Annotated in this window: 19 protein-coding genes and 1 pseudogene; 14 read left to right on the top strand and 6 right to left on the bottom strand. The window is 59.5% G+C overall.

Annotated elements, in window-relative coordinates; genetic code table 11:
• Positions 1 to 82: 82 nt before the first annotated feature.
• Together GLX_RS06070 and GLX_RS19260 are read right to left on the bottom strand one after the other, a co-directional pair.
• On the bottom strand, positions 83 to 1,705 hold the full coding sequence (locus tag GLX_RS06070; protein ID WP_014105121.1) for an ABC-F family ATP-binding cassette domain-containing protein: 1,623 nt from the start codon (positions 1,703 to 1,705) through the stop codon (positions 83 to 85).
• A 405-nt stretch (positions 1,706 to 2,110) separates the two neighbouring features.
• Positions 2,111 to 2,315: pseudogene (locus GLX_RS19260) on the bottom strand (nitric oxide dioxygenase); the annotation flags it as partial.
• Positions 2,316 to 2,506: 191 nt separating this feature from the next.
• Between GLX_RS19260 and GLX_RS06060 the strand changes: the two are divergent.
• From GLX_RS06060 to GLX_RS06035, 6 genes are all read left to right on the top strand, one after another.
• Entirely contained in the window at positions 2,507 to 2,848 is a 342-nt protein-coding gene (locus tag GLX_RS06060; RefSeq protein ID WP_081477874.1) for a cupredoxin domain-containing protein, read from the top strand.
• Between the two features lie 2 nt (positions 2,849 to 2,850).
• Positions 2,851 to 3,666, top strand: coding sequence for an FTR1 family iron permease (locus GLX_RS06055; RefSeq protein WP_014105119.1), 816 nt, complete (start codon positions 2,851 to 2,853; stop codon positions 3,664 to 3,666).
• Between the two features lie 542 nt (positions 3,667 to 4,208).
• Positions 4,209 to 4,829, top strand: a complete 621-nt coding sequence (locus GLX_RS06050; protein WP_014105118.1) for a sorbitol dehydrogenase family protein — start codon at positions 4,209 to 4,211, stop codon at positions 4,827 to 4,829.
• An 18-nt stretch (positions 4,830 to 4,847) separates the two neighbouring features.
• On the top strand, positions 4,848 to 6,485 hold the full coding sequence (locus GLX_RS06045) for a GMC family oxidoreductase (protein WP_014105117.1): 1,638 nt from the start codon (positions 4,848 to 4,850) through the stop codon (positions 6,483 to 6,485).
• On the top strand, positions 6,478 to 7,806 hold the full coding sequence (locus GLX_RS06040) for a cytochrome c (RefSeq protein ID WP_014105116.1): 1,329 nt from the start codon (positions 6,478 to 6,480) through the stop codon (positions 7,804 to 7,806). Before GLX_RS06045 ends, GLX_RS06040 begins: the two co-directional genes overlap by 8 nt.
• Positions 7,807 to 8,000: 194 nt before the next feature.
• The gene (locus GLX_RS06035) at positions 8,001 to 8,567 is read left to right on the top strand and encodes a phosphatase PAP2 family protein (RefSeq protein ID WP_014105115.1); all 567 of its coding nucleotides are present in this window, start codon (positions 8,001 to 8,003) and stop codon (positions 8,565 to 8,567) included.
• Between the two features lie 192 nt (positions 8,568 to 8,759).
• Here the strand turns inward: GLX_RS06035 and GLX_RS06030 are convergent, their stop codons facing one another.
• Both GLX_RS06030 and GLX_RS06025 read right to left on the bottom strand, forming a co-directional pair.
• Positions 8,760 to 10,151, bottom strand: coding sequence for an NAD-dependent succinate-semialdehyde dehydrogenase (locus GLX_RS06030; RefSeq protein WP_041247657.1), 1,392 nt, complete (start codon positions 10,149 to 10,151; stop codon positions 8,760 to 8,762).
• A gap of 263 nt (positions 10,152 to 10,414) precedes the next feature.
• On the bottom strand, positions 10,415 to 10,861 hold the full coding sequence (locus tag GLX_RS06025) for an Rrf2 family transcriptional regulator (protein ID WP_014105113.1): 447 nt from the start codon (positions 10,859 to 10,861) through the stop codon (positions 10,415 to 10,417).
• A 542-nt stretch (positions 10,862 to 11,403) separates the two neighbouring features.
• Between GLX_RS06025 and GLX_RS06020 the strand changes: the two genes are divergently transcribed.
• The gene (locus GLX_RS06020) at positions 11,404 to 11,628 is read left to right on the top strand and encodes a (2Fe-2S)-binding protein (RefSeq protein WP_014105112.1); all 225 of its coding nucleotides are present in this window, start codon (positions 11,404 to 11,406) and stop codon (positions 11,626 to 11,628) included.
• Between the two features lie 202 nt (positions 11,629 to 11,830).
• On the opposite strand, the gene GLX_RS06015 is transcribed toward GLX_RS06020, so the two are convergent.
• Positions 11,831 to 13,345, bottom strand: coding sequence for a sodium:solute symporter family protein (locus GLX_RS06015; RefSeq protein ID WP_041247218.1), 1,515 nt, complete (start codon positions 13,343 to 13,345; stop codon positions 11,831 to 11,833).
• Positions 13,342 to 13,518 (bottom strand): DUF3311 domain-containing protein, encoded by a 177-nt coding sequence (locus GLX_RS17040; RefSeq protein ID WP_041247217.1) that lies wholly within the window; start codon positions 13,516 to 13,518, stop codon positions 13,342 to 13,344. Before GLX_RS17040 ends, GLX_RS06015 begins: the two co-directional genes overlap by 4 nt.
• 546 nt (positions 13,519 to 14,064) lie before the next feature.
• On the opposite strand from GLX_RS17040, the gene ppdK reads away from it, so the two are divergent.
• From ppdK to GLX_RS05970, 7 genes are all read left to right on the top strand, one after another.
• A complete protein-coding gene (ppdK, locus tag GLX_RS06005; RefSeq protein ID WP_014105110.1) occupies positions 14,065 to 16,740 on the top strand; it encodes a pyruvate, phosphate dikinase in 2,676 nt (891 codons plus the stop codon).
• A gap of 72 nt (positions 16,741 to 16,812) precedes the next feature.
• Positions 16,813 to 17,667 carry a pyruvate, water dikinase regulatory protein gene (locus tag GLX_RS06000; protein ID WP_041247216.1) on the top strand — a complete coding sequence of 285 codons (855 nt, stop codon included), beginning with the start codon at positions 16,813 to 16,815 and terminating at the stop codon, positions 17,665 to 17,667.
• Positions 17,668 to 17,846: 179 nt separating this feature from the next.
• Positions 17,847 to 19,523, top strand: coding sequence for an alpha-keto acid decarboxylase family protein (locus tag GLX_RS05995; protein WP_014105108.1), 1,677 nt, complete (start codon positions 17,847 to 17,849; stop codon positions 19,521 to 19,523).
• A gap of 460 nt (positions 19,524 to 19,983) precedes the next feature.
• Positions 19,984 to 20,115 (top strand): hypothetical protein, encoded by a 132-nt coding sequence (locus tag GLX_RS19215; RefSeq protein WP_267128691.1) that lies wholly within the window; start codon positions 19,984 to 19,986, stop codon positions 20,113 to 20,115.
• A gap of 488 nt (positions 20,116 to 20,603) precedes the next feature.
• Complete coding sequence (locus tag GLX_RS05980; protein ID WP_014105107.1) at positions 20,604 to 21,830, top strand: MFS transporter; 1,227 nt, start codon at positions 20,604 to 20,606, stop codon at positions 21,828 to 21,830.
• A gap of 156 nt (positions 21,831 to 21,986) precedes the next feature.
• Positions 21,987 to 23,252 carry an acyl-CoA dehydrogenase family protein gene (locus GLX_RS05975; RefSeq protein WP_014105106.1) on the top strand — a complete coding sequence of 422 codons (1,266 nt, stop codon included), beginning with the start codon at positions 21,987 to 21,989 and terminating at the stop codon, positions 23,250 to 23,252.
• A gap of 69 nt (positions 23,253 to 23,321) precedes the next feature.
• A complete protein-coding gene (locus GLX_RS05970) occupies positions 23,322 to 24,323 on the top strand; it encodes an asparaginase (RefSeq protein WP_014105105.1) in 1,002 nt (333 codons plus the stop codon).
• The last annotated feature ends 102 nt before the right edge of the window (positions 24,324 to 24,425 follow it).

Genomic DNA, 24,425 nt, shown 5'->3' with positions numbered 1-24,425 from the left:
GTGAGCATGCCACCCTGATATTATACCCCCCTATGGTATTATCAAGGAGTAGAACATTATTTTTACCGCCGCCTGCCCGCGTCTACGCATGCAGTCCCGGTGCTTCCTGCCCGGTGCGCGCCACATATTCCGTATAGCCACCATCATACTGGTGAATGCCATCTGGTGTCAGTTCCAGTACCCGGTTGGACAGGGCGGAAAGGAAGTGCCGGTCATGCGAGACAAACAGCATGGTGCCTTCGTACTGCGCAAGGGCGGTGATCAGCATTTCCTTGGTGACGATGTCCAGGTGGTTGGTCGGTTCATCGAGCACCAGGAAATTGGGCGGGTCGAACAGCATGAGCGCCATGACCAGCCGCGCTTTCTCGCCGCCTGAAAGCACGCGGCAGCTCTTTTCCACCTCATCGCCCGAAAAGCCAAAGCTGCCCGCAAGGGCACGCAGCGAACCCTGGCTGGCCTGCGGGAAGGCATCATCCAGCGTCTCGAACACCGTGCGGTTGCCATCAAGCAGGTCCATGGCATGCTGGGCAAAATACCCCATCTTTACGCTGCCCCCCAGCGTGACCGTACCCGCATCGGGCTCGGTCGTGCCAGTGACCAGTTTGAGCAGGGTGGACTTGCCCGCGCCATTGACGCCAAGGATACAGCACCGTTCCCTGCGGCGGACCAGCAGGTCAAGGTTATGGTAGATCACGCGGTTGCCATAACGCTTGTCCACGCCGCGCAGCTTGACCACGTCCTCGCCCGAGCGGGGCGCGGGCGGGAACTCGAAGCTGACTGCCTGCCGCCGCTTGGGGGGCTCCACGCGGTCGATTTTCTCCAACTTCTTGACGCGGCTCTGCACCTGGGCCGCGTGCGAGGCGCGGGCCTTGAAGCGTTCGATGAAGTTGATTTCCTTGGCCAGCGCCGCCTGCTGGCGCTCGAACTGGGCCTGCTGCTGCTTTTCGTTCTGGGCGCGCTGCTGCTCGTAAAACTCGTAATCGCCCGAAAAGCTGGTCAGGCTGCCGCCATCAATCTCGATCACCTTGTTGATGACCCGGTTCATGAATGCCCGGTCATGCGATGTCATGAGCAGCGCGCCGTCATAGCCCGCCAGAAACTGCTCCAGCCAGATCAGGCTTTCCAGATCCAGATGGTTGCTCGGCTCATCAAGCAGCATCACATCGGGGCGCATAAGCAGGATGCGGCCCAGGGCAACGCGCATCTTCCACCCGCCTGAAAGACGGCTGACATCGCCATCCATCATTTCCTGGCTGAAGCCCAGGCCATGCAGCACCTCGCGCGCCTTGCTGTCCAGCGCGTAGCCGCCGAGTTCCTCAAAGCGGGCCTGTACCTCGCCAAAGCGCTCAAGGATTTCTTCAAGCTGATCAGCCTGTTCGGGGTCGGCCAGCGCATTTTCCAGCGTAGCCAGTTCGGCGGCTACTTCCGATACCGCACCGGCCCCTTCCATCACCTCGGCCACGGCGCTGCGGCCTGCCATTTCGCCTACGTCCTGACTGAAGAAGCCGATGGTGGTGCCACGATCAACCAGGATCTGGCCCTCATCGGGTTCTTCCTGTCCCGTGATCATGCGGAATAGCGTGGTCTTGCCCGCGCCATTGGGGCCGACCAGCCCGATCTTCTCCCCCTTCTGTAGGGCGGCGGAGGCCTCGATAAAGACCAGGCGCTGGCCGTTATGCTTGCTGATGCTGTCGAGACGAATCATGGGTCCTCGGGGGCTGGAGCTGTCGGCGCACTTAATACAAACCCGTGAGCCGCGTAAACCGTGGCCTGCCCGGCCCGAAGGGAGCGTTTCAGTGTGTGGGCGTGTCGTTGCCCGCCATGGCATAGGCGCAGGGACTACCGCATACAGGGCGCTGGTAGGTGGATGTGCATGGATGCGGCGTAGAAGGGGTTGATATGGGTGCGATTGGTCATGGCGCCCGCCCGGGCGGGTGCTGCATCGAGCGGGAAGCTCATCTGGATGTCATCTGCGGTGATTTCGGGGCCTACACCAAGCAAACCATTCGCTCGTCGCCTGTGTCTGTTCCCAGTAATCCATGTGTAGTTTTACTTGTGGGTTGATGACCTGTGTCTGCGCCCCTTTGCAATCAAGGCAGCAAAGGGGCTTACCGGCCATGGCGCCAAGGCTGTCAATGTTGCGGGCATAGGCCAGCGCCGCCAGCGCGCGGAGTTGTTCCCCATCGGTCTGGTGCGAAAGGGTGAACAGGTCACGGATTGCAGGAGTGACGCAGCAAGTGGCGGTACATTTCCGTCGTAATGACCAGGCCATGCGCTTTTAGCGCGGGTACGGATGATGGCGTGGGTCGTCTCATAAAAAGGGGCGGTCAGGGGAATATCCCATAAAGATATATATTATATGAATCTTTATGGAGGCGCAGCACACTGCATGCCGCCCATGTCAGTCCTACATTGATGGAGCGGGGAATGAGACGGCATGGTTCTTCCTATAATTGACAGTAATAATTAGTCGCATAATATGCGCGACACGACAGGAGTGTCCCGTATGCGTTTTGTAAGTGTTGTTTCTCCCCTCTGGCTTGCCGCATGCGTGTTCGTGCCGCATGCTCAGGCTCAGGACCCGGTGCATCTGGAGGTGCGTGACCATCATTTCACGCCAGATCATTTCACCGTTCCCGCAGGCCAGCGCTTCCTGATCGTGCTGGACAACCATGATGACACGACAGACGAGTTCGAGAGTTACGACCTGAAATTCGAGAAGATCGTGGTACCCGGCGGCACGATCACGGTACATGCTGGCCCACTGCACCCCGGCACCTACAAATTCTTTGATGATTACCACCCCGATCAGGCCACGGGTACTGTCACCGTAACGCAGGAGCCCTGATCATGCTGGGAAGTTTGCTGATTGTTTTTCGTGAGGTCATGGAAGCGGGCCTCATTATCGGGATCGTACTGGCGGCAACGCAGAATATTCCTCACCGTGGCCGCTGGGTGGCGGGCGGCATTGCCGCCGGCGTGGTAGGGGCGGCGATTGTGGCCGTTTTTGCTGGCAGCCTGTCGGCTGCCCTGTCTGGCAACGGGCAGGATGTGTTTTCCGCCACTATTCTGTGCATCGCGGTGCTCATGCTGGGGTGGCACACGGTCTGGATGACACGCCATGGCCGTGAGATGGCGGGGGATATGAAGGCGCTGGGGGCCGAGGTCGTCTCGGGCGAGCGTTCGCTGGCCGCCATGGCGGTGGTGGTTGCCGTGGCCGTGCTGCGTGAAGGGGTGGAGGTGGTGCTGTTCCTGTATGGCATTGCCGTGTCCACCCATTCCGGCCCGCTGGCTATGCTGGGAGGAGGGGTACTGGGTATTGTAGCGGGAGCGGCGCTGTCCTGGCTGCTGTATCGTGGGCTGATCGTGATCCCGCTGCACCGGCTGTTCGCGGTGACCGGTCTGCTGATTGCCTTCCTCGCGGCGGGTATGGCCAGCCAGGCCGCGGCCCTGCTGGCGGCCGATGACCTGCTGCCTGCCTTTGGTTACGAGATATGGGACACGTCGTGGCTGCTGTCCGATGGCGGCATGCTGGGCCGTGCCGCCAAGGCGCTGTTTGGCTATTCGGACCGGCCCATGGGCATCCAGCTTATGGCGTGGGGCGTGACGCTGGTGGTCATGGTGGTGGCCACCCGGATCGCACGCAGGCGCCCGGCCCCCCCATAGGCTGCTGGTGCCAGTCCCGGTGTGGGCGGGTCACCATGCCGGGCCAGGTCATGCAACAAACGATGCTGTCAAGGTATGCATGATATACTGGTTAGAGTTCTCATTTTTATGATTTTTTATGTAAATAAGTCTATTCAATAAATATAATAAATAAGATTGGATGGATTTGTACCGGCCAAGATTAAGATATTTTAATGTATATCTGTGCCGGATTTATTTTAATAAAAAGTAAAAAATTTGTTCTTATTTAAAATAAGTGAAAGTTACCTGTTGGTTGTTTAAATAATATTTTTCTGTATTTTGTAATAAATTATTATTAATGATATTTAATGCTTACATTATTTATAAACACAATAGGTATATTGCCTGTTTATAGATTTTACTCAGGAAGTGTAAGTCTGTCATACGCTAATATAGGGATATAAAAAGTTGCAGGGTCACATTCGGTAACGCTATCGAGTGAAGCACTATTGCATCCCGCATGGTCATGCCTGTATCTCCGGCATTCCTGCTGGACCAAAGCGCATGAGAGGCGACGCCAGATGGCTGCAGACCGGCCCTGTTTTCCTGCCAGTATCCACCTTTCCACTCCCAATGCGGTCCGGTTGAATCGGGCGCTGCGCATGTCTCGGCGTGACATGCTGCTTGGTGCCCTGGGTACTGCCGTCATGACCCTTGGCACGGGCAGGGGACTGGCTGCTACTGCTGCGGTGGAAGACGATGCGGAGGGGGCGCTGTTCATGGCTCTCTCGCAGCGCCTGACCGATCGTGATGCGCTCGACCCACGCATTGGTCATGCGCTTTATGCTGGCATCGTGCAGGGTGCGCCGCAGCGGCGTGAGCAGATCCACAAGCTGCACGACCTCATGGCGGGTGGTAATTTTGGCAGCGCGCGCGACCTGGCCAAGGCGGCTGAACAGGCCGACCCCGCGTTTAAGGACGTGATTCACGAAATCATGACCGGCTGGTACCGTGGCGTTGCCGACCAGAAGGTCGTGGTCTATCGCTCGGCGCTGATGTTCGACATCACCAAGGATGCCATCTACCCAAAGACATATGCGGCAGGTGGTCCGTTCTACTGGACCCGGACGCCCCCGGAAGTAGCGCTGCCCAAAGGTGAGCCAGCCCTTTCGCCATCGAAATTTGTCGTAGAACCCACCTGATATTCCGGAGCATTTTCCATGCCTTCCGACCAAGATCTTTCAGCCGACGTTGTGATCGTCGGCTCCGGCGTTGCGGGCAGTTCCATTGCCAACGAACTGGCGCGCGCGGGTATTTCTGTCATTGTGCTGGAAGCTGGCCCCCGCGTGGATCGTCAGCATTTTGTCGAGAATTTCCGCAATCTCGAGAACAAGCCCTCCTATCAGGGGCCATTTCCGTCCGTGCCATGGGCGGTCCATCCCCCCAACCAGATCACGCCCAACGATTACCTGCATACCACCGGCCCGGATGCCGAAGCCTACCAGCAGGTCTACCTGCGCATGATGGGCGGCACGACATGGCACTGGGCGGGATGCGCCTGGCGCTACCTGCCATCCGATTTCGAGCTGAAGACCCGCTACGGGCAGGGCCGCGACTGGGCATTGAAATATGATGACCTGGAGCCGTTCTACTACCAGGCCGAAGTGATGATGGGCGTATGCGGCCCGGACCCTGCCAAGGAGGACCTTGGCTCCCCGCGCCGGCAGCCCTATCCCATGGATGCGCTGCCCATTTCCTATGCTGCCCAGCAGTTCCGCCAGTTGATCAGCGAAAAGACGCCCTACCGCGTCGTGCATGAACCGCAGGCCCGCAATACCCGCCCTTATGACAGCCGTCCGACCTGCGAGGGGCATAACAACTGCATGCCGATCTGCCCGATCGGGGCGATGTACAATGGTAGCTATTCCGTCTATCATGCCGAGGCGGCGGGGGCGAAGTTCGTGCCCAATGCTGTGGTGTACAAAATTGAGCGTGACAGCGCCAATAAGCGCGTGACGGCAGTGCATTACTACGATCCCGACAAGGGATCACATCGTGTGACCGGCAAATACTTCGTCATTGCCGCGCATTGTATCGAAACCGCCAAGCTGCTGCTTGTCTCATCCGATGAACAGAGCCCCAATGGCGTTGCCAACAGTTCGGGCCATGTAGGCCGGAATATGATGGACCATACCGGCGTGCAGGTGACTTTCATCAGCGGCGACAAAGCGTTGTGGCCCGGTCGTGGCCCGCTTGAGACCAACGTGATCGACAACTTCCGTGATGGGGACTGGCGTAACGAACGCGGTGCGTACCTCGTGCACATGGTTGATGACAACCAGGTTGACCTTGCCACGCAACTTGCCATTTCCAAGGGGTATGTGGGCAGGGAACTTGAAGAGCAGATCCGCTATCTTGCCTCCCATACCGTGCGGCTGTTCAGCCATAACGAGGGGCTGGCCGACCCGGACAATCGCCTGACACTCAGTGCTACGCACAAGGACGTGCTGGGCATCCCCCACCCGGAAGTCTATTACAAGCTCCCGGAATACACGGTTAAGAGCTGCGAGCACACGCGCGGCCTGTTCCGTGATCTCATCGGCCTGATGCACGGGACCGACGAGCAGTGGACCCCCGGCTACTTCCCGCAGGACCATCCCGCGGGTAGCACCATCATGGGTACGGATCCCAAGGATTCCGTGGTTGATGGGTTCTGCCGCACGCATGACCATGAAAACCTGTTCATTGCGAGTTCGTCCGTATTCTCGTCGGTCGGGACCGGCAACATCACGCTGACAGTCGCAGCCCTTGCCCTGCGTGTTGCCGACACGCTTAAAAAAGAACTCGCTCATGCCTGATGTGAAACGCACTATCCTGTGGTCGGTCCTGACCGCCGGCACAGCCCTTGCCGCTCTTTCCCCCCTCAGTGCGCGGGCGGATGACCAGCAGCCTCCCGCCGATCTGATGGCCCGGGGTGAATACATTGCCACGGCAGGGGACTGTGTGGCCTGCCATACCGCACCCGGCGGGAAGCCGTTTGCCGGTGGCCTGCGTATCAGCACGCCCATGGGCGATGTCATTACCACCAACATCACGCCCGACCCCGAGCATGGTATTGGCCAGTACACGCTGGAAGATTTCGAGAAAAGCCTGCGCCACGGCATCCGCCGCGATGGCAACCGTCTCTATCCCGCCATGCCCTACGTCTCCTATTCAGGCATGACGGATGAAGACGTCAAGGCGCTGTACACCTGGTTCATGCATGGGGTGAAGCCGGTGGCGGAATCACCTCCGGTAACGGAACTCAACTTTCCGGCCAACCTGCGCATAACCATGGCGGCGTGGGACCTTGTAGCCGGGAGCGTTACGCCCGAAACAGGTGATTCCGCCACGTTTGACAAGCTGCGTCGTGGCAAGTACCTCGCCAATGCGCTGGCGCATTGTGGTACCTGCCACACCCCGCGTAACATCATGCTCAGCGAGAAGCAGGACAGCTACCTTGCTGGTGCACCCCTGCAGGGCTGGTATGCGCCCAACATTACTTCCAGCAAGACAGCGGGTATTGGCAACTGGAGCGAGGATAGTCTGGTCCAGTATCTTCGCACCGGGCATGTCGATGGTCTGAGTCAGGCGGCCGGCCCGATGGGCGAGGCGGTCGAGCATAGCACCAGCCATCTGACTGATGCGGACCTGCATGCGCTTGCCGCCTATATCCTTCAGGTTCCCGCCAAGGATGATGAGGCCGAGCATACCCCGCGAGAACAGGTAGGCAAGGCGGCAGACGTGCCCGATATCCGTACGGGTGAGCTGACCCGTATCGACAGGCTCGATGAGATGGATGGCGCGCACATCTATGATGGCAACTGCGCTGCCTGCCATGGTGCCAATGGGGCTGGTACCAGTGACCATTATGCACCGTCGCTGTTCCACAACACGGTTGTAGGGTCTGCTCGCCCTGATAACCTGATCATGGTCATCCTGAGCGGCGTGGACCGCACGGCAGGGGGGCTGCATGTCCACATGCCCGGCTTTGCACAGAACTCCGATGTGCAGCGCCTGAGCAATGCGGAAATTGCCAGCGTAGTTAATTACGTCATGGCGACCTTCGGCAGTGGCGACCATGGCGTGACCGCAGACCAGGTGCAGCAGATGCGCGCCCAACTACCCAAGGCACCCTGATACCGCCAGATCCGGTACCCCGTAACACGGGTGCCGGATTCCGCGCCGGGCCGTATGGCAAGACCGTTGCCTGCCGCCTGCATAAAGCAGGGCACATATGGCGGGCAGGGTGCTAACCTGCCCTGGCATGCCGGTGCGGCTGGACGGCCAGACCTGTACCATGCATTCGGACAGGCGGGAGTGATCCTATCATCATGATGCGCTTTATCACCGATTTTGCAGACCAGGGCGTTATCCTGCCGGTCATGGTAACGGGTGGTGTGGTCATGGCGCTGTATGGCTGGTGGCGGGGTGCGGCTGTATGGGTGGTTACGGTCAGCCTTGTACTGGGCATTATGTTGCTGCTCAAGATTGCGGGCCTGTACTATGCGTGGCTGGCCCACGTACCCATCATCAGCCCCAGCGGGCATGTTGCGGCAGCCTGCGCGGTCTATGGCGGCCTGCTGCTCATGCTGGGGCAGGCACGCTTTGCCCGTTTTCCCGTTTTCATGATGCTGCCTGTTCTGGGGGTAGCGCTTGTTGTTGGCCTAACCCGCCTGTCCCTGCACGCCCATACGCTGTTTGAAGTCGTGACGGGGGGAATTGTGGGCTGTGCGGGCGCGTTCATGATCGGGCGCAGATGCGGGCCGGTCCCTCATCCTTTATGGATGTACCTGCTCTCCTGCATGGGCGGTGTCGCCTGGCTGTTTCACGGCTATCATCTGGCGATCGAGGGCACGATACGCAACTTCTTCGCACCCGAATCCCTGTTTCATACCTGACGTGCCAGCATGCCGGGCCTGTGTGGCCCATGCGTGCGGTCCTGCCCGGCAGGGCATCAGGGTGTTGTAGTAGAGGGATCGTAGGAGGGCATTCTGGCGCAGCCCGGCTGGGGGCAGAAAAGGAGCCATCAACCGGGTTTATCCGGTTGATGGCCGGTCTTTATGACCAGAAGGGTCTGGTCTATGCGCCGATCAGAACGGTGCGTCGATGTCCACCACGTCAATCAGCTTGTGATTGACGAATTCCTTGATCCCAAGGCCAATCAGTTCACGGCCGTAGCCAGAACGGGCCACGCCACCAAACGGCAGGTCGGCCTTAACCATGGTCGGGTGGTTGACATATACCATGCCGGTGTAGATCTGCTCCGCAACCTTCACGCCACGCTTGGTGTCCTTGGTAAACACGGCACCGCCCAGACCATAGGGGGAATCATTGGCGATGCGAATGGCATTGGCATCATCCTTGGCACGGTAAAGCTGGGTTACGGGGCCAAAGAATTCCCACAGGCGTGCGGCATTGTCCTTGTGCAGGTTGGTCATCAGCATGGGGCGGAAGAACGCACCTTTTTCCGGCACCGGACCACCGATGACTTCAACATGCGCGCCGTGCTTCTTGGCTTCCTCGACCTGGGCCAGCAGGTCGTCCGCTGCCTTCTGCGAGGACAGGGGAGCCAGCTGGGTTGCCGGGTCCATCGGGTCACCTGCCTTCAGTTCGGCAACGCCCTTCTTGTACATCTCGACAAATCTGTCATAGATGGCATCCGCCACGATAATGCGCTTGGCCGATACGCATACCTGGCCCGCATTCCAATGACGACCGAACACGGCCCACTTCACGGTTTTTTCCAGATCAGCATCATCCAGCACGATGAAGGCGTCCGAGCCACCAAGTTCCATGGTGGATTTCTTGAGCGCCTTGGCCGCGATACCGGCAATGACGGTGCCAGCCCCTTCAGAGCCGGTCAGGGCTACGCCACACACGCGCGGATCGCTCAGGATCACTTCGGTGTGATGGCGCGCGGCATACAGGTTGCGGAAAGCCCCTTTGGGCAGGCCGGCTTCCTGCATCAGCGTATCAAAAGCGGCAGCGCATTGCGGCACGTTGGAGGCATGCTTGAGCAGGACCGTGTTACCGGCGGAAAGCTGCGGCGCGATGATGCGGGCAACCTGATAATAGGGGAAGTTCCACGGCTCAACCGCGAAGACAATACCCTGCGGCTGGTGGATGAGGGTAGCGTCGCCTTCGGCGGCATTGGCCACGGGCAGTTTTTCCGGTGCCAGCAGTGCCTCGGCCCTGGCGGCGTAGTATTCAAAGATTTCCGCCGAGAGAATGGTCTCCGCCTTGGCTTCGGCGTAGATCTTGCCCATCTCCAGCGTGATCAGCCTGGCATATTTGTCGATATCGCGGCGCAGGATCTGGGCGGCGGCCGTCATCACCTTGGCGCGTTCGGCAAAAGATGTGTGACGCCATGCCTTGAATGCATCATAGGCCTCGGTCAGGGCAGTCTGGATTTCCTGGTCCGTGGCATCGGGAAAAGTCTTCAGCTTTTCACCAGTGTAGGGGTTGGTCGTTGCATAAGCCATAAGCAGTATGTTCCTCAGAGTTTTGTTGACTATATATTCCACGGACACGCGTGCAAGAATCGTTTCATGTGCCGTTTTATTCCTGCTGACCATAGATTGCGGCCAGTTGCGGGCGACTGACTGTACAAAGCCTTGCAGGATCTGCACTTTCCGCAGTTGCAGCATGCCCGCCATGGTCGCACCATGAAGGGAAATTTACCTTGCGGACCGATCTGGGCACGGATTTTTTCTTGACGCAATGGTCAGGTTTTTTCCGGTTGTGCTCACATCATGGTGGGCAATCGCAGGCGCAGGCGTTCGTTATCGGTTATGACATCGGCCAGTGTATAATGATCCAGCACCGCGATGAAGGGGTCCAGCGCCTTTCCCAGCACGCCACGCAGACTACAACAATCGGCCAAAATGCAGGACTTTGCATCGATCCTTGCGTGCTGCATGCAACCGACCGGCGCCATATCTTCTTCCGTATGGCACACCACATCGTCAATCAGGATGGAGGCGGCAGGCTGGCCCAACCGCAGGCCGCCATTGCGACCCCGGACCGTCTTGAAAAAACCAGCCTGGCCCAGGCGGTGGATAATCTTGACCAGATGGTTTTCAGAAATGCCATAAACGCCCACAACCTCGCGGATGAAGGTGAGGTGGTCGGTATGAATCCCCAGATAGATCAGTGTCCGCAGGGCATAATCGGTATGCAGGGTCAGGCGCATGGTACAAGATATATAACGTTTGCACCGTGTTTCCAGTGGAAAGGGATACTATTCCCGACCTGTCCGACGCCCATGCGCAAGGGCGGGCAGGCGGCAAGCGCGTGTGTCGGGCACTCTGCCTGACCGACATGCGGCCTGTATCAGAGGTTACGATGTCGTGCAGCACGATATCGACCACATTGTATCCATTTAAGACTGTGCTTCCCGATGACATGACTGGCCAGGAGCAGATTGGACAGTGAGCATGGTGGGTGACGGTTCTTCCGTACGGGCCGGAACGGATAACACCAGTGTGCATGGTGCTGCGCCGGATGCCTCTATGGCCAGCATAGGTCGTATTTCGGACGGGAAAATTATTTCCTGGTTCATGAAGAATTTTATAAGGAATTATCGAACGTAATGATTATAAAAATACCTATATCCATCAAGTGGGCCGGGAGTGGCATGCAGGACAGGATTAAAAACAAGAATGAGTATTAATTGTATTGCGACTTGTTCTCATTTGTGATTATGTAACGCCACACTACGGATGGAATGGATGGATGTTTGTCTGCTCCTGCAATATGCTGACCGACACGGATGTGGAAACGGCCGTAAAAAATGGCGCCGTAAGACCTAAAGAAGTCTATGAATCCAAAGGATGCCGGGCCCAGTGCGGCAACTGCGTGACCGGTGTGGTCTGCCTGCTGCGGCAGATGATCCATCAGGGCCGGATGGTCGTGCCGGAAGCCGCACATGGCGCGGCCGCGATGGGCGCCGCAGTCTGATCCACGGTCTGAAACGGCAAAAGGCCCCAAAAGGGGCCTACCTGCATGGAAATCGATATCAGGAATGGTTCAGGGCAGCGGCCCTTCTGGCTGGTGCTGCCCGTCGTTGTGCCTTCGTTGGCAGGGGTTTGGTCACCGATATGACGACCATGGCATATCCCTGCACGCTGCCCTGATGTGGGCGCATGCAGGGAGCCATATCCTATCGCTGCACGCCCGTCGGGCCGGTCCGCAGGGTGGAAGGGGAGGCACCAAGCGCCAGCCGGATGACCGAGCCCAGTGCCAGGGTTACGGCAATATTGATGACCAGTCCCAGCAACCCGGTGGAAACCGAGGCGGAAAAACCGGCAAATGCGATGGGATGCACCGGTTTGAGTCCATCCATCCAGCACAGGCCCAGTCCGGTAAGCGAACCGACGATCCACCCCCCGATCAGGGCGGGCGCGGGCAGGCGGAGCGGCAGTAGCCCCATGATCAGCGCGGGGAAGGTCTGTAGGATGATGACGCCGCCGAGCAGTTGCAGGTCGATGGCAAACTTGGCGTTGAGGAACACCACGCAGATCAGTGCGCCAATCTTGACCCCGAAGCCTGCCAGTCTGGAGCCGGTCACGGATTCGCTGTGTCTGGGCAGGATGTTGTGCATGATCAGATTGGCCGCACCAATGGCCATGACCGAAGCAGGGACCAGCGCACCTACCGCAATTGCAGCAAAGCAGAAGCCGGCAAACCATGACGGGAAGATGGCCAGAAAAAGTTGTGGTACCACCTGCGAGGACGATGTGGTCACGATGCCGGCCGCATGCGCCATCAGCCCCAGCAGCGCGATCAGTCCCAGCACAATGGTATAGATCGGCAGGAACACCGCGTTCTGCCGGATCGTATCGGCTGATTTGGCAGCAAGGATGCCCGTAAGGGTATGCGGGTAGAGGAAGGCGGCGAAGGCGGATGACAGGGCCAGCGTTGCATAGGGCACCGTCTGCCCCTGTGACACGATCCGTCCGTCCGGCACGGGGGGCAGGTGTTGGGTGGCAGTGTGGAACATGGCGCCATACCCACCCAGATGGATCGGCACGATGATGACCGCTGCCAGTACCGCGATATAAATCATCACATCCTTGATGAAGGCGGTCAGCGCCGGGGCGTGCAACCCCCCTAGCCAAGTATAGGCCGCAAGGGAGACGAAGGCGATCAGTAGCGGCAGCATGCCGGTAAAGCCCAGTGCCTCGATCACGGTGCGGATGCCGATAAGCTGTAGCGCGATATAGGGCAGCACGGCGATCAGTCCGCTTAGCGCCACCGCAAGTTCCAGTGTCCGGCTGCCAAAGCGTGCGCGTACGATATCGGCCGCCGTGGCATGTCCGCCATCACGCGCGATGGTCCACAGGCGCGGCATGACCGCAAAGATGAACGGATAGACGATGATGGTATAGGGCAGGGCGAAAAAGCCAAACCCGCCGGTGGAATAGACAAGTGCGGGCACGGCGATGACGGTGTAGGCGGTATAGAAATCCCCCCCCACCAGGAACCATGTGACCCAGGCACCGAATTCACGGCCACCCAACCCCCATTCCTCGCCTGCCGTGTGGCTGGCAGTGGTCTTGCGCCGGTTCAGCAGTGGCCGCCACAGCCGGACGGTACTGCCCAGTACGATGGTGGCAACAAAGCAGAGTACGAACACGCCAATGGCGGCGTTGTCGGGAAGAATTGATGCATTCATGACTGACGGTCCGACTTCCAAGCCATCCATATAAGGACTGAGGTTACGGGCACCCAGGCAAGCTGATACCAGTAGAAGAATGGAAATCCGAACAGGGTCGGGTCATGCCGGTTATACAGTGGCACCCACAGGAGCCCTGCGAACGGCAGGAGGAGGAGCAGCGCTTTTTTCATTATGACCGTACTTCTTGTTTTTTTATGGCCGGGAAGGATTTTTTATTAAACACTGGCCGAGTGTCAACATAATTAAATGGATAGGAAAGTATTTTCGAGAGAGATTTTGTAATAGAAATTTTATTATTGTGCAGTGCGCAACAAATTTGCTGCAATGCACAAGAAAATATTAAAAAAATATGCATTTTGAGGGGCCATAAATTAATTCATATTATAAATAACTAAAATTATAAAAAATAATATGATAGGGGTATTTCCTATTGGCAACCAAAAGATCAAAGCCAAAAATTATTATAACACATTGTTATATAAGTAATTTATTTTAGATGGTCATGTTGGGGAGTCTCTTCTGTCCGGACCATGTAAGGTGATGCGCCCATTTTGTGCCGTCAAAAATAGTGATTGCCCCTGTGGGGGTCTGGCGGTTAATTTCTTGTCCCGGACCTGCCAACAACAAACAATACTAATAGCGCGGTCGCCTGTTTTTACCCTGTTCCGGACCAGGCGTGATTTCTGACAGACGGACGCGTGTAGGAACGAACAGACATGACCAAATGGGTTTACAGCTTCGGAAGTGGCCTCAACGAAGGGCGCGCGGATATGCGCAACCTCCTGGGGGGCAAAGGCGCCAATCTGGCGGAAATGGCGGCGAACGGCCTGCCTGTTCCGCCGGGCTTTACCATTACGACGGAAGTCTGTTCGGCCTTCTATGAAAACGGCCGGAAATATCCTGATGCACTGAAGGCGCAGGTGGATGCCGCTCTGCAGCGTATCGAGCAGTCCATGGGTCTGCGCTTTGGTGACCCTGAAGCCCCGCTTCTGGTCTCGGTGCGCTCGGGTGCGCGCGTGTCCATGCCGGGCATGATGGATACGGTGCTCAACCTCGGCCTCAATGACCAGACGGTCGAAGGTCTGGCCCGTTCATCGGGTGATGCCCGCTTCGCATGGGACAGCTACCGCCGGTTCATCCAGATGTACGGTTCGGTCGTGATGGGTGTGCCCCATCACCATTTCGAGGACGTGCTGGAGCAGTTCAAGCGCGCCAACAGCGTGGAAGATGATACCGCCATTACGGCTGGCCAGTGGCGCGCCATCGTGGTGGATTATCACCACATCATCACCACTCATACCGGCGCCGAATTCCCCACCAACCCGCAGGACCAGTTGTGGGGTGCGATTGGCGCCGTATTCGGATCGTGGATGAACCCGCGCGCCAACACCTACCGCAAGCTGCACGAGATCCCGGCTTCGTGGGGGACGGCAGTCAACGTGCAATCCATGGTGTTCGGCAATATGGGCGATGACTGCGCGACCGGCGTGTGCTTCACCCGTGATCCCTCGACGGGTGAGAACATTTTCTATGGTGAGTACCTGATCAATGCACAGGGCGAGGATGTGGTGGCGGGTATCCGCACGCCGCAGCCCATGGCCTGTGCACGTGCCGAAGCTGGCCAGCACCCGATGGAAACCGCTCTGCCGCAGGCTTACGGCGAACTGCTGCGCGTGCGCTCCCTTCTGGAAACCCATTACAAGGACATGCAGGACATCGAATTCACCGTCCAGCGCAACGTCCTGTACATTCTCCAGACCCGCAACGGCAAACGCACAGCGGCCGCAGCACTCAAGATTGCCATCGACATGGCACGCGAAGGGCTGATCACGCAGGAAGAGGCCATCCAGCGCGTGCCCGCCGCATCGCTTGACCAACTGCTGCACCCCACACTCGATCCCAAGGCCGAGCGCGTGCAGCTGACCCGTGGCCTCCCGGCCTCTCCCGGTGCGGCAGCGGGTGCGGTCGTGTTCACTGCGGAAGAGTGTGAAGCCCGTGCGGCGAAGGGGGAGGACGTGATCCTCGTCCGTATCGAGACCTCGCCGGAAGACGTTCACGGCATGCACGCCGCCCGTGGCGTGCTGACCACCCGTGGCGGCATGACCTCGCACGCCGCCGTGGTGGCGCGTGGCATGGGGCGTGTGTGTGTGGCCGGTGCCGGCAGCATCCATGTCGATTATGCGGCGGGCTCCCTGAATGTTGGCTCCCATACCGTAAAGGAAGGCGAGTGGATCACGCTCGATGGCGGGACGGGCGCGGTCTATCTGGGGCGCGTGCCCACCATCGAACCCGTGCTATCGGATGATTTCAACACGCTCATGGGCTGGGCGGATGCGGTGCGCCGCCTGGGCGTGCGCGCCAATGCCGAAACACCCGAAGATGCGCGGACCGCACGCCGTTTTGGTGCGGAAGGGATCGGTCTTGCGCGGACCGAGCACATGTTCTTTGGCCCCGACCGCATCGGCTTTGTCCGCCAGATGATCATCGCCGATGAGGAAAGTGTGCGCCAGAAGGCCATTGCCGCCCTGCTGCCGTTCCAGCGCGAGGATTTTGCCAGCCTGTTCCGCATCATGGCCGGCCTGCCGGTCACGGTGCGCCTGCTCGACCCGCCGCTGCATGAGTTCCTGCCGCATGCCGAAGCCGAAATGGCCGAAGTGGCGCAGGCGCTGGGCAAGAGTGTGGATGACGTGCGTACCCGCTGTGCGGCACTGGCCGAAACCAACCCGATGCTGGGCCACCGTGGCTGCCGCCTTGGTCTGACCAGCCCGGAAATCTATGCCATGCAGGTGCGTGCGCTGATTCAGGCGGCGGTGATGGTTGAAAAAGAACTGGGTAAGCCCATCCACCCCGAGATCATGATCCCGCTGGTGGCGACAAAGGCTGAACTGGCCACCACCCGCCGCGCGGCCGAGGACGAGATCGCGCGCGTGTTGAAGGAAGAGGGAACCAACCTCAACTACTCCATCGGCACCATGATCGAACTGCCTCGTGCTGCCCTGCAGGCGGACCAGATCGCCGAATATGCCGATTTCTTCTCGTTTGGCACCAACGACCTGACCCAGACGGCCTTTGGCCTGTCACGTGATGATGCAGGCTCTTTCCTGCCTTACTACGTTGACCATGGCCTGCTGCCGCGCGACCCGTTCGTATCCATCGACCGTGATGGCGTGGGCGCGCTTGTGCGCCTTGGTGTGGAACGTGGCCGACAGACCGCCCCGGACCTGAAGCTGGGCATCTGCGGCGAACATGGTGGTGACCCGGATTCCATCGCGTTCTTTGATGAAGTCGGGCTGGATTATGTCTCGTGCTCGCCCTTCCGCGTACCGGTTGCCCGCCTTGCCGCCGCCCAGGCGGCGCTGGCCACGCGCCGGAAGGCCGCAAGCCCGGCCTGAATGTGCCCTTGGCCATAACACCGTAAAAAATGGCGCCCTGCCTGTGGGTGGGGCGCCATGTCAGGCAGGACCATGAGCAATCAGCCAATTGTCCTGCACCTTGTCTCCGAAGCGACAGGGCAGGCGCTGGAAGCCGTCATGCGCGCCTGTAGCGCGCAGTTTCAGGATGCCGAGTTCTCGCCACGCAACTGGAACCTTGTGCGCACCCGCGTGCAGGTCGGGCGCGTGCTGGCGGGGATACGCGATGAGCCGGGGCCGGTGCTCTCCTCGCTCACTTCACCCGACCTACAGACCATCCTGCGCGTGGAGTGCGCGCGCATCGGGGTGCAGGTCAAGAACATTCTTGATAGCACCATCCATTTCCTTGAAGAGCAGACCGGCATTGTGGCCGAGCGCCATCCTGGCGGCCAGTACGTGATGGATGACAGCTATCGTCGCCGCATTGATGCGATGCAGTACGTCATCGCTCATGATGATGGGCAGAAGGCCACGGACCTTGCTAAGGCCGACGTGGTCCTTGTGGGCGTGTCGCGCACATCCAAGACACCAACATGCTTCTACCTTGCCAACCGGGGCATCAGGGCGGCCAATATTCCGCTGGTGCCGCATGCGCCGCTGCCGCCGGGACTGGTGGATTTTCATGGTCTGGTGGTGGGGTTGACGATCGACCCCTATACGCTGCTTGAAATCCGACGCTCACGGGTTGGCATGATGCTGCCGGGACGCTCCATCGCCACCCCCGGCATGTCGGAAACATCCGTTCGGCCGTATATCGACCCCCAGAATGTGCAGGAAGAACTGCAATGGGCGCGCCGGTTATGCGTCCGGTTCAAATGGCCGCTCATCAACGTAACTCACCGCTCGGTGGAGGAGACGGCTGCTGCCATCATCGACATGCTGGAGCATGACGGCGTGACGGGGAAATAGCGCGTCGTCCGCTTTTCCCGTCACGCTTCTCGTGCCGTCTGCATCCTGCCTCATGCCGATAGGGGCGTGTGGGTGGGGGCTGCCGCTACACTGCGTGGGCTTTTCATCCTTGCCAAACAGTGATCTTGATAGCCGGACGGTCAATCAGGGCCGGACGGGAACAGGGAAGGCGTGGGACCATGCGCGGATCAATCGGGAGTATGTTGCTGGATCGGCTCCGGCTGAGTGGGGTCTCGCGCATTTATGGCGTGCCAGGTGACTACAATCTGGAATTCCTGGCACTGATCGAGCGGACCCCCGGCATCACGTTTATCGGGACCTGTAACGAACTCAACGCCGCCTATGCGGCCGATGGTGATGCACGGCTGACCGGTATCGGCGCCGTACTGGTCACGTATGGGGTCGGAGACCTGTCGGCGCTGTCGGCCGTGGCGGGTGCATGCGCGGAAGGGGTGCCGCTGGTCGTGATTTCCGGCATGCCGCCGTGGCATGCCATCGAATCTCGCGCGCTGGTGCATCATACGCTGGCCGACGGCAATTATGATAACGTCATGGCCTGCTACCAGCAATTCACGGTGGCGACGGCCCGCCTGCATCCCGCCAGTGCCGTAGCCGAGACGGATCGCGTGCTGCACGCGGTGCAGGCGTTCAGGCGCCCGGTTTATATCCAGTTCCCATCTGATATCTGCTATGTCGATGTAGAGGTGGGATCATCCCCCGTCGCAGCAGGGCTATCGGACCCTGCACTGGTAGACCGTGCGGCTTCATGCATAGCGCAGCGCATCAGACAGGCCCGCCAGGCCGTGGTGCTGGTCGATGCTATGGTGCGGCAGTATGGCCTGGCGGAGCGGGTGCAGCAGTTGTGCATGCAGTACGGCATTCCCTACGCTGTCCTGTCCTCGGCGCGTACTATCATGCCGGAGGAGGGGCAGGAATGGCTTGGGGCTTATGGCGGTGCTGCCTCCGCCCCACATGTGGCCGATTATGTGCATGGGGCCGATTGCGTGATCGGGTTGGGCGTGCGGTTCGTGGATTCCACGTCCGGCTATTTTTCGCAACAGATCGGTGTCGGTGCGCTGGTTGATATCCAGCCTTTCAGCCTGACCTGCGATGGTGAAAACTTTCAGGGCATAACTGCGGCCAGCCTGCTTGATGCGGTCCTGCATAAACTGGCGGCGCAACCGCATAAGCGCGCGGACCTCCCGCCCCCAGCAGTAAAGACTGCCCCGCCACCTGCCCCGCAGGCATGGGAACAGGCGGTTTTCTGGCCCAAAGCCGAGGCTTTCCTCCAGCCGGGTGATGTGGTGGTGGCCGATAACGGGTCATCCATGACAGCCATGCTGCATGCGCGCCTGCCCGCGCGGTGCAGCCTGCTGGTGCAGCCCATATGGGCTGCCATCGGCTATTCCCTGCCGGCAAGCCTTGGAGCCTGCCTTGCTACGCCGCATAGGCGGCATGTGCTCTTTATTGGCGATGGGTCATTCCAGATGACCGCGCAGGAATTGTCCACCCTGCTGCGCCACCGGTGCAACATCACGATCTTCCTGATCAATAATGGCGGCTATACCATCGAGCGGATGATCCTGGGACCAAAAGCCGCATACAATGATATCGCCAACTGGGATTATGCCAGCCTGCCCATGGCCCTGGGGCCAGATGCAGCGCCCCTGTCGCTCAGGGCGGGGAGCGTGGCGGAACTGGACGCGGCACTGGCGCAGGCCGCGCGGCACGAAGGCGTTGTGTTTGTGGAAGTCGGCTTTACCCCCATGGATGCACCCCCAGCCATGGCGGCCATGGGAGCCGCCGTGCGCCGCTATGACTACGGAATCGAGACCCCTGACCTGAAGGACGCATAGGGGGCAGCACCAGGCCTTTCCCATAACATTTATGGCGAAAGGCCTGTTTTTTGTGCTGGACGGGAGCCTCCATGCAGGTTATTGAAAATACATCTGTTTTTTCGGTGTCGCAGGAAATGTGACAGTCATCCTGCTGAAGCGGGCTAAGAAACAGAAATTGACATCACTAAAATGTGATCATGAATGGTTTAAATTTATGCGTTTGCATATTTTTTAACCAGATCATTCCCCCTTTTTTTCAGAAAAAATCGGTTTTGCTGCTTTTTGTGGCGTCATTCTCCATCCTGTCTGGGATAGAGCAATGATTCTTAGATGGTCGTGAGTATTTGTTGGTCAACAATATCATATAAAATATGTAATGAGTCCGTTTTTTTCAGTAAATATGGCATGTTTTCCATTGCCTGTATTTTAGTTCTGGTGTTCTTTCCGTCTCACCAACTCAACACCAGAGGAAAAACAAATGTTCATTACAAACATCAGCACCATGATTGCTCACTCCGTCAACGCCATGTCTTCCCTGACCATGGTTGCTTTCCTGCCCATGATTGCTGCCCTGATGGTTGCGACCATCGTGTCTGATCGCGCTGCCTGATTGCTGGGGGTTCTGTCCTGATACCCCTGCAGCCGGAATTCCCACAATAATGTGGGAATGGCTGGCAGGCAGTACAGTAGGGCTATCTGCATGACGGGCGCTTCGGCGTCCTTTTTTATGCCTGCCATCTGGCACAAGGCCAGTATCTGACCTGCATTGCGGTTGTGAATGACCACGCATGGCCGGTGCTGTCATGCCCGCTTACGCAACTGCACTGTTTTTTTGCTTTTCTGGAATTCAGCATGAAGGCCGGGCGGGGCAGGGTGTGCCATTCTCCATGGGGAGCAGGGGTCTTGGCCTGTTCCATGATTTTTACTTCACGGTCAGTCCGCCGGAAACCGGCCTTGCCAGCCAGTGGCAGCAAGGCATAGCCTGAAGATATGGACTTCGCGCGTCATGCAGGGTTGTAGGCGGTCGTGCATGGGTGTATCGGCCCGGAAACATCAGCGCGCACATGCGCGTGTCCCTATCTTTTCCTGGGTCCATGCATGACACAGACACCAACCAACGCTGGCGTGGGGACGGATGTATCCGTTCATGACGCCGTCCGTCCTGGCCTGATCTTCTTCATCCTTGCATTGGGCGGTTTTGCCATTGGCACGGCCGAATTTGCTGCGATGAGTCTGGTCCCCATGATCTCGGCGGACATGCACGTCACCGTTCCGCAGGCGGGGCATGCAATCGAGGCCTATGCGGCGGGCGTGTGCGTGGGCGCGCCCCTGATCGCCATGATCGGAGCCAAGCTGAGCCGCAAATACCTGCTGATCGGCATGATGATCATGTATGTGGTGGGTAACGGACTGACCGCACTGGCGCCGAATTATGGGCTGCTGCTACTGTGCCGCTTCATCAGTGGACTGCCCCATGGGGCCTATTTCGGCACGGCGGGCATTGTTGCGTCCTCGCTTGTGCCGATCAACCGGCGCACGCAGGCGGTGGCGCGTGTGGTGCTGGGTTTGACTATCGCCACGATTGGTGGCGTGCCAATGGCCAATGGCCTGGGTATGATGGTGGGCTGGCGCTGGGCCTTCGTGCTGATTGCGGGTCTGGCGCTGTGCACGATGATGCTGATTGTCCGTTTCGTGCCCATGGACCCGCCGCGCCCGCAGGCCAGCGCCATGACAGAAGTGCGTGCCCTGCGCAACCGGCAGGTCTGGCTTACGCTGGGCATTGGCGTGGTGGGCTTTGGTGGTATTTTCTGTGTCTATACCTACCTTGCCTCCATTCTGGAGGTGGTGACGCAGGCGCCTGCCTATATGACTCCGGTCATGCTGGCGGTATTTGGTGTGGGTATGACCGTGGGTACCATGGCCTGTGCCTGGGCGGCTGACAGGAAGATGATGCCGACCATTGGCGGTACGCTTCTGGTCAATGCGGCGGCGCTGGCGGGTTTTCCGGGTTCGGTGCATTCCGTGTGGGGCATGATGCCCATCGTGTTCATGATCGGGTGCGGCGGCGGGCTTGGCACTGTAATCCAGTCGCGCCTGCTCAGCGTGGCGGTGGATGCACAGGCCCTGGCCGCAGCCATGAACCAGAGTGCGTTCAACATGGCCAATGCCATCGGCCCCGCGCTGGGTGGTCTTGCCATTAGTGCCGGGCTGGGCTGGTCTTCGGTCGGGTGGGTTGGTGCCTGCCTGGCTATGGGCGGGTTCATGATCTGGCTGCTTACCCTGAGCGACATCCGTGCCGCCGCCCGCAGGCAGGCAGGCGGCTAGAGCGGAACCTGTCTGAATGCGTACATTCAGACCGGTGAAGATGTTCGTAAAAACAGTACAGCAGAACACTCCCACCGAACCGGTTTTCGGTGGGAGTGTTCTGGGCTGGCTGGGTAGGATGGTTGCTGGTCTGCCTCATCTTTTCTATCGTGCGGCATGACAACCCCGTCCCCTGACGTACATTGCCTGCCGCCCCTGCTGCATGACCTGCTGCCGCCCTATCGCATAAGTGGCGCGACGGGGGCGGTGCTGCTGCGTGTGCAGCATGTGCTTGATACCCGCATTGCCCCCACCGCGGCGCAGCGTGACCGGAGCGGTGGCTACCCTCATCAGGCGATTGCGGCCCTCAAACCGACAGGCATTCTGGCCCTGGCGGTGCCGGTGGAATGGGGTGGGATGGGCGTGACACAGGATCTTTCCCTTGAAGTCATGCTGCGCCTTGCCGTGGCGGACCCGGCCGTGGCTCAGATATACAAGGTGCATGATGACCTCCTGCGTGAGATATTCGCTTATGCGCCGCCTGCGCTGAAGGCGCAGCTTGCGGCCCGTATTCTGGGCGAGCATATCATCCTTGGCATGGCGGTCGCTGAAAATGGGCGCACGGCCGACAGTTTCCTACAGACGCTGGCCCGCCCCGGCCCTGATGGCATGCATGTCCTGTGCGGGCGCAAGATCTATGCCACCGGCGCATCGGGTGCCGATCTGGTGGCGGTCTCGTCATTCAACCCGGTGGCGGCGCAACAGGCGGGATCGGTCCGTGCGGGGGTGCGTATGGACCTTGTGCCGCGTGGGACGCAGGGGATGGTCTTTCATCATGACTGGAACCGCATGGGCCAGCGCGCCACCGATTCCGGTACCGTAACACTGGAGCAGGTGTGTGTGCACGATAGCTGGAACGCACTGGCATCCGATGCGGACCTGCCGCAGCACGTCGCCCTGCGCTTCCAGGCCGGTTTCAGCGCGATTCTGGCGGGTATCGGCATTGGCGCGTTGCGGACTGTCTGTGCGTTCGTGCCCCGGAATGCCCGGCCATGGGGTGCCGCAGGGGTGGAAAATGCCGAGCAGGACCCCTATGTGCGCCGCCTGCTGGGTGAGATCGGGGCCGACCTGTTTGGCGCCTATTGCGCTGTGATGGAGGCAGGCCGGATGCTGGAACGCTATGAAGGCGGCCAGGTATCGCGTGGTGCCGTGGCCATGGCGGCCAGTGCCGCGCGTTCTCTGGCCACGCGCGCTGGACTGCGGGCGGCCAGTGATGCACCGTCTGCCGCCGGCGCGCGGGGGACCGATGCCGCCTATGCGCTGGACCGTTACTGGCGCGATGCCCGTACCGTTTCGCTGCATGACCCCGTTGAGTGGAAGAATGCCGAAATAGGCCGCCACCTGCTGACCGGCTGGCTGCCCAAGCCCGGGCTTTACCAGTAGCGTTGTTTGACACGATCAGTCTGCGCGTGATTGATCGCACGTCCTGATCCGACCAGTGGGAACCCGACCATGCCGCGACCTGTCATAGCCATTATCTCCACCGGCGGTACCATTGCCCGGCAGGCTGCCGACCCGCGTGATACGGTCGACTATGCGGAAATCGGCACAAATATTGACGGCGATGACCTGCTGGAGGCGCTGCCCGAGGGTGTGCGTGCCCGCTTTGCCGTGCGCGGGATTGCGTTTTCAAGCTGTGATAGCGTGGAGATGACCCTGCCGCGCTGGTTTGAACTGGCCGGTGTCATCAACCGCACCCTTCTTGAGCAGCCCAATGTGGACGGGGTTGTGGTGACGCACGGCACGTCCTCGCTGGAGGAGGCGGCCTGTTTTCTTGATCTGGTGCTGGATGTGTCCTGCCCCGTGGTGGTGGTGGGCGCCCAGCGCCCGGCCAGCGCCATCAGTGCCGATGGCCCGGCCAATCTGTTCGCGGCCCTGCTGGTGGCGTCCGCCCCGCAGGCCGCAGGCCGTGGCGTTCTGGTTGTGGCCAATAATGAGATCCATGCGGCACAGGAAGTCACCAAGGCGTCGACCTACCAGTTGGAGACCTTCCGCTCGCCCGATTTCGGGCCAATTGGTATGGTGGAGGCAAACCGTGTCATTTTTGGCCGCATGCCTGCCTATCGTCGGCACATTGGCTGGCCCGAAGCCTACGGTGTGGGGGGCACGGTGCCGCGCGTGGATATCTGCTACAGCCATGCAGGGGCTGATGGTGTGGGCATACGTGCCTTTGTGGCGGCAGGGGCGCGGGGCCTGATCTCGGCGGGGATGCTGCCGGGCATGTGCACGCCTGCGGAAAACGTGGCGCTGGATGAAGCCGTGACCCGTGGCGTGGTGGTCGTGCAGGCCACCAGCGGCTATTGCGGTGGTGTGGTGCAGCGGCAGGAATTGTGCCAGCGCGGCATTCTTGCGGCTGGGCACATGCGGCCACGGCAGGCGCGCATCCTGCTGGCGCTGGCGCTCATGACCGGGATGGACCGGGACGGCATGCAGGCGCTGTTTGACATGCCCTGACCTGCCCCCGCAGGGATATGCCGTAAGGCATGAAGGCGTTTCTGGTGACGCTTTTTTTCAAAAAGCTTTAAAGAGCGTCACCTTTATTGAAACAAGACGGCA

The organism is Komagataeibacter medellinensis NBRC 3288 (assembly GCF_000182745.2).
Lineage (GTDB): Bacteria > Pseudomonadota > Alphaproteobacteria > Acetobacterales > Acetobacteraceae > Komagataeibacter > Komagataeibacter medellinensis.
This window is presented reverse-complemented; position numbering and strand designations above follow the sequence as displayed.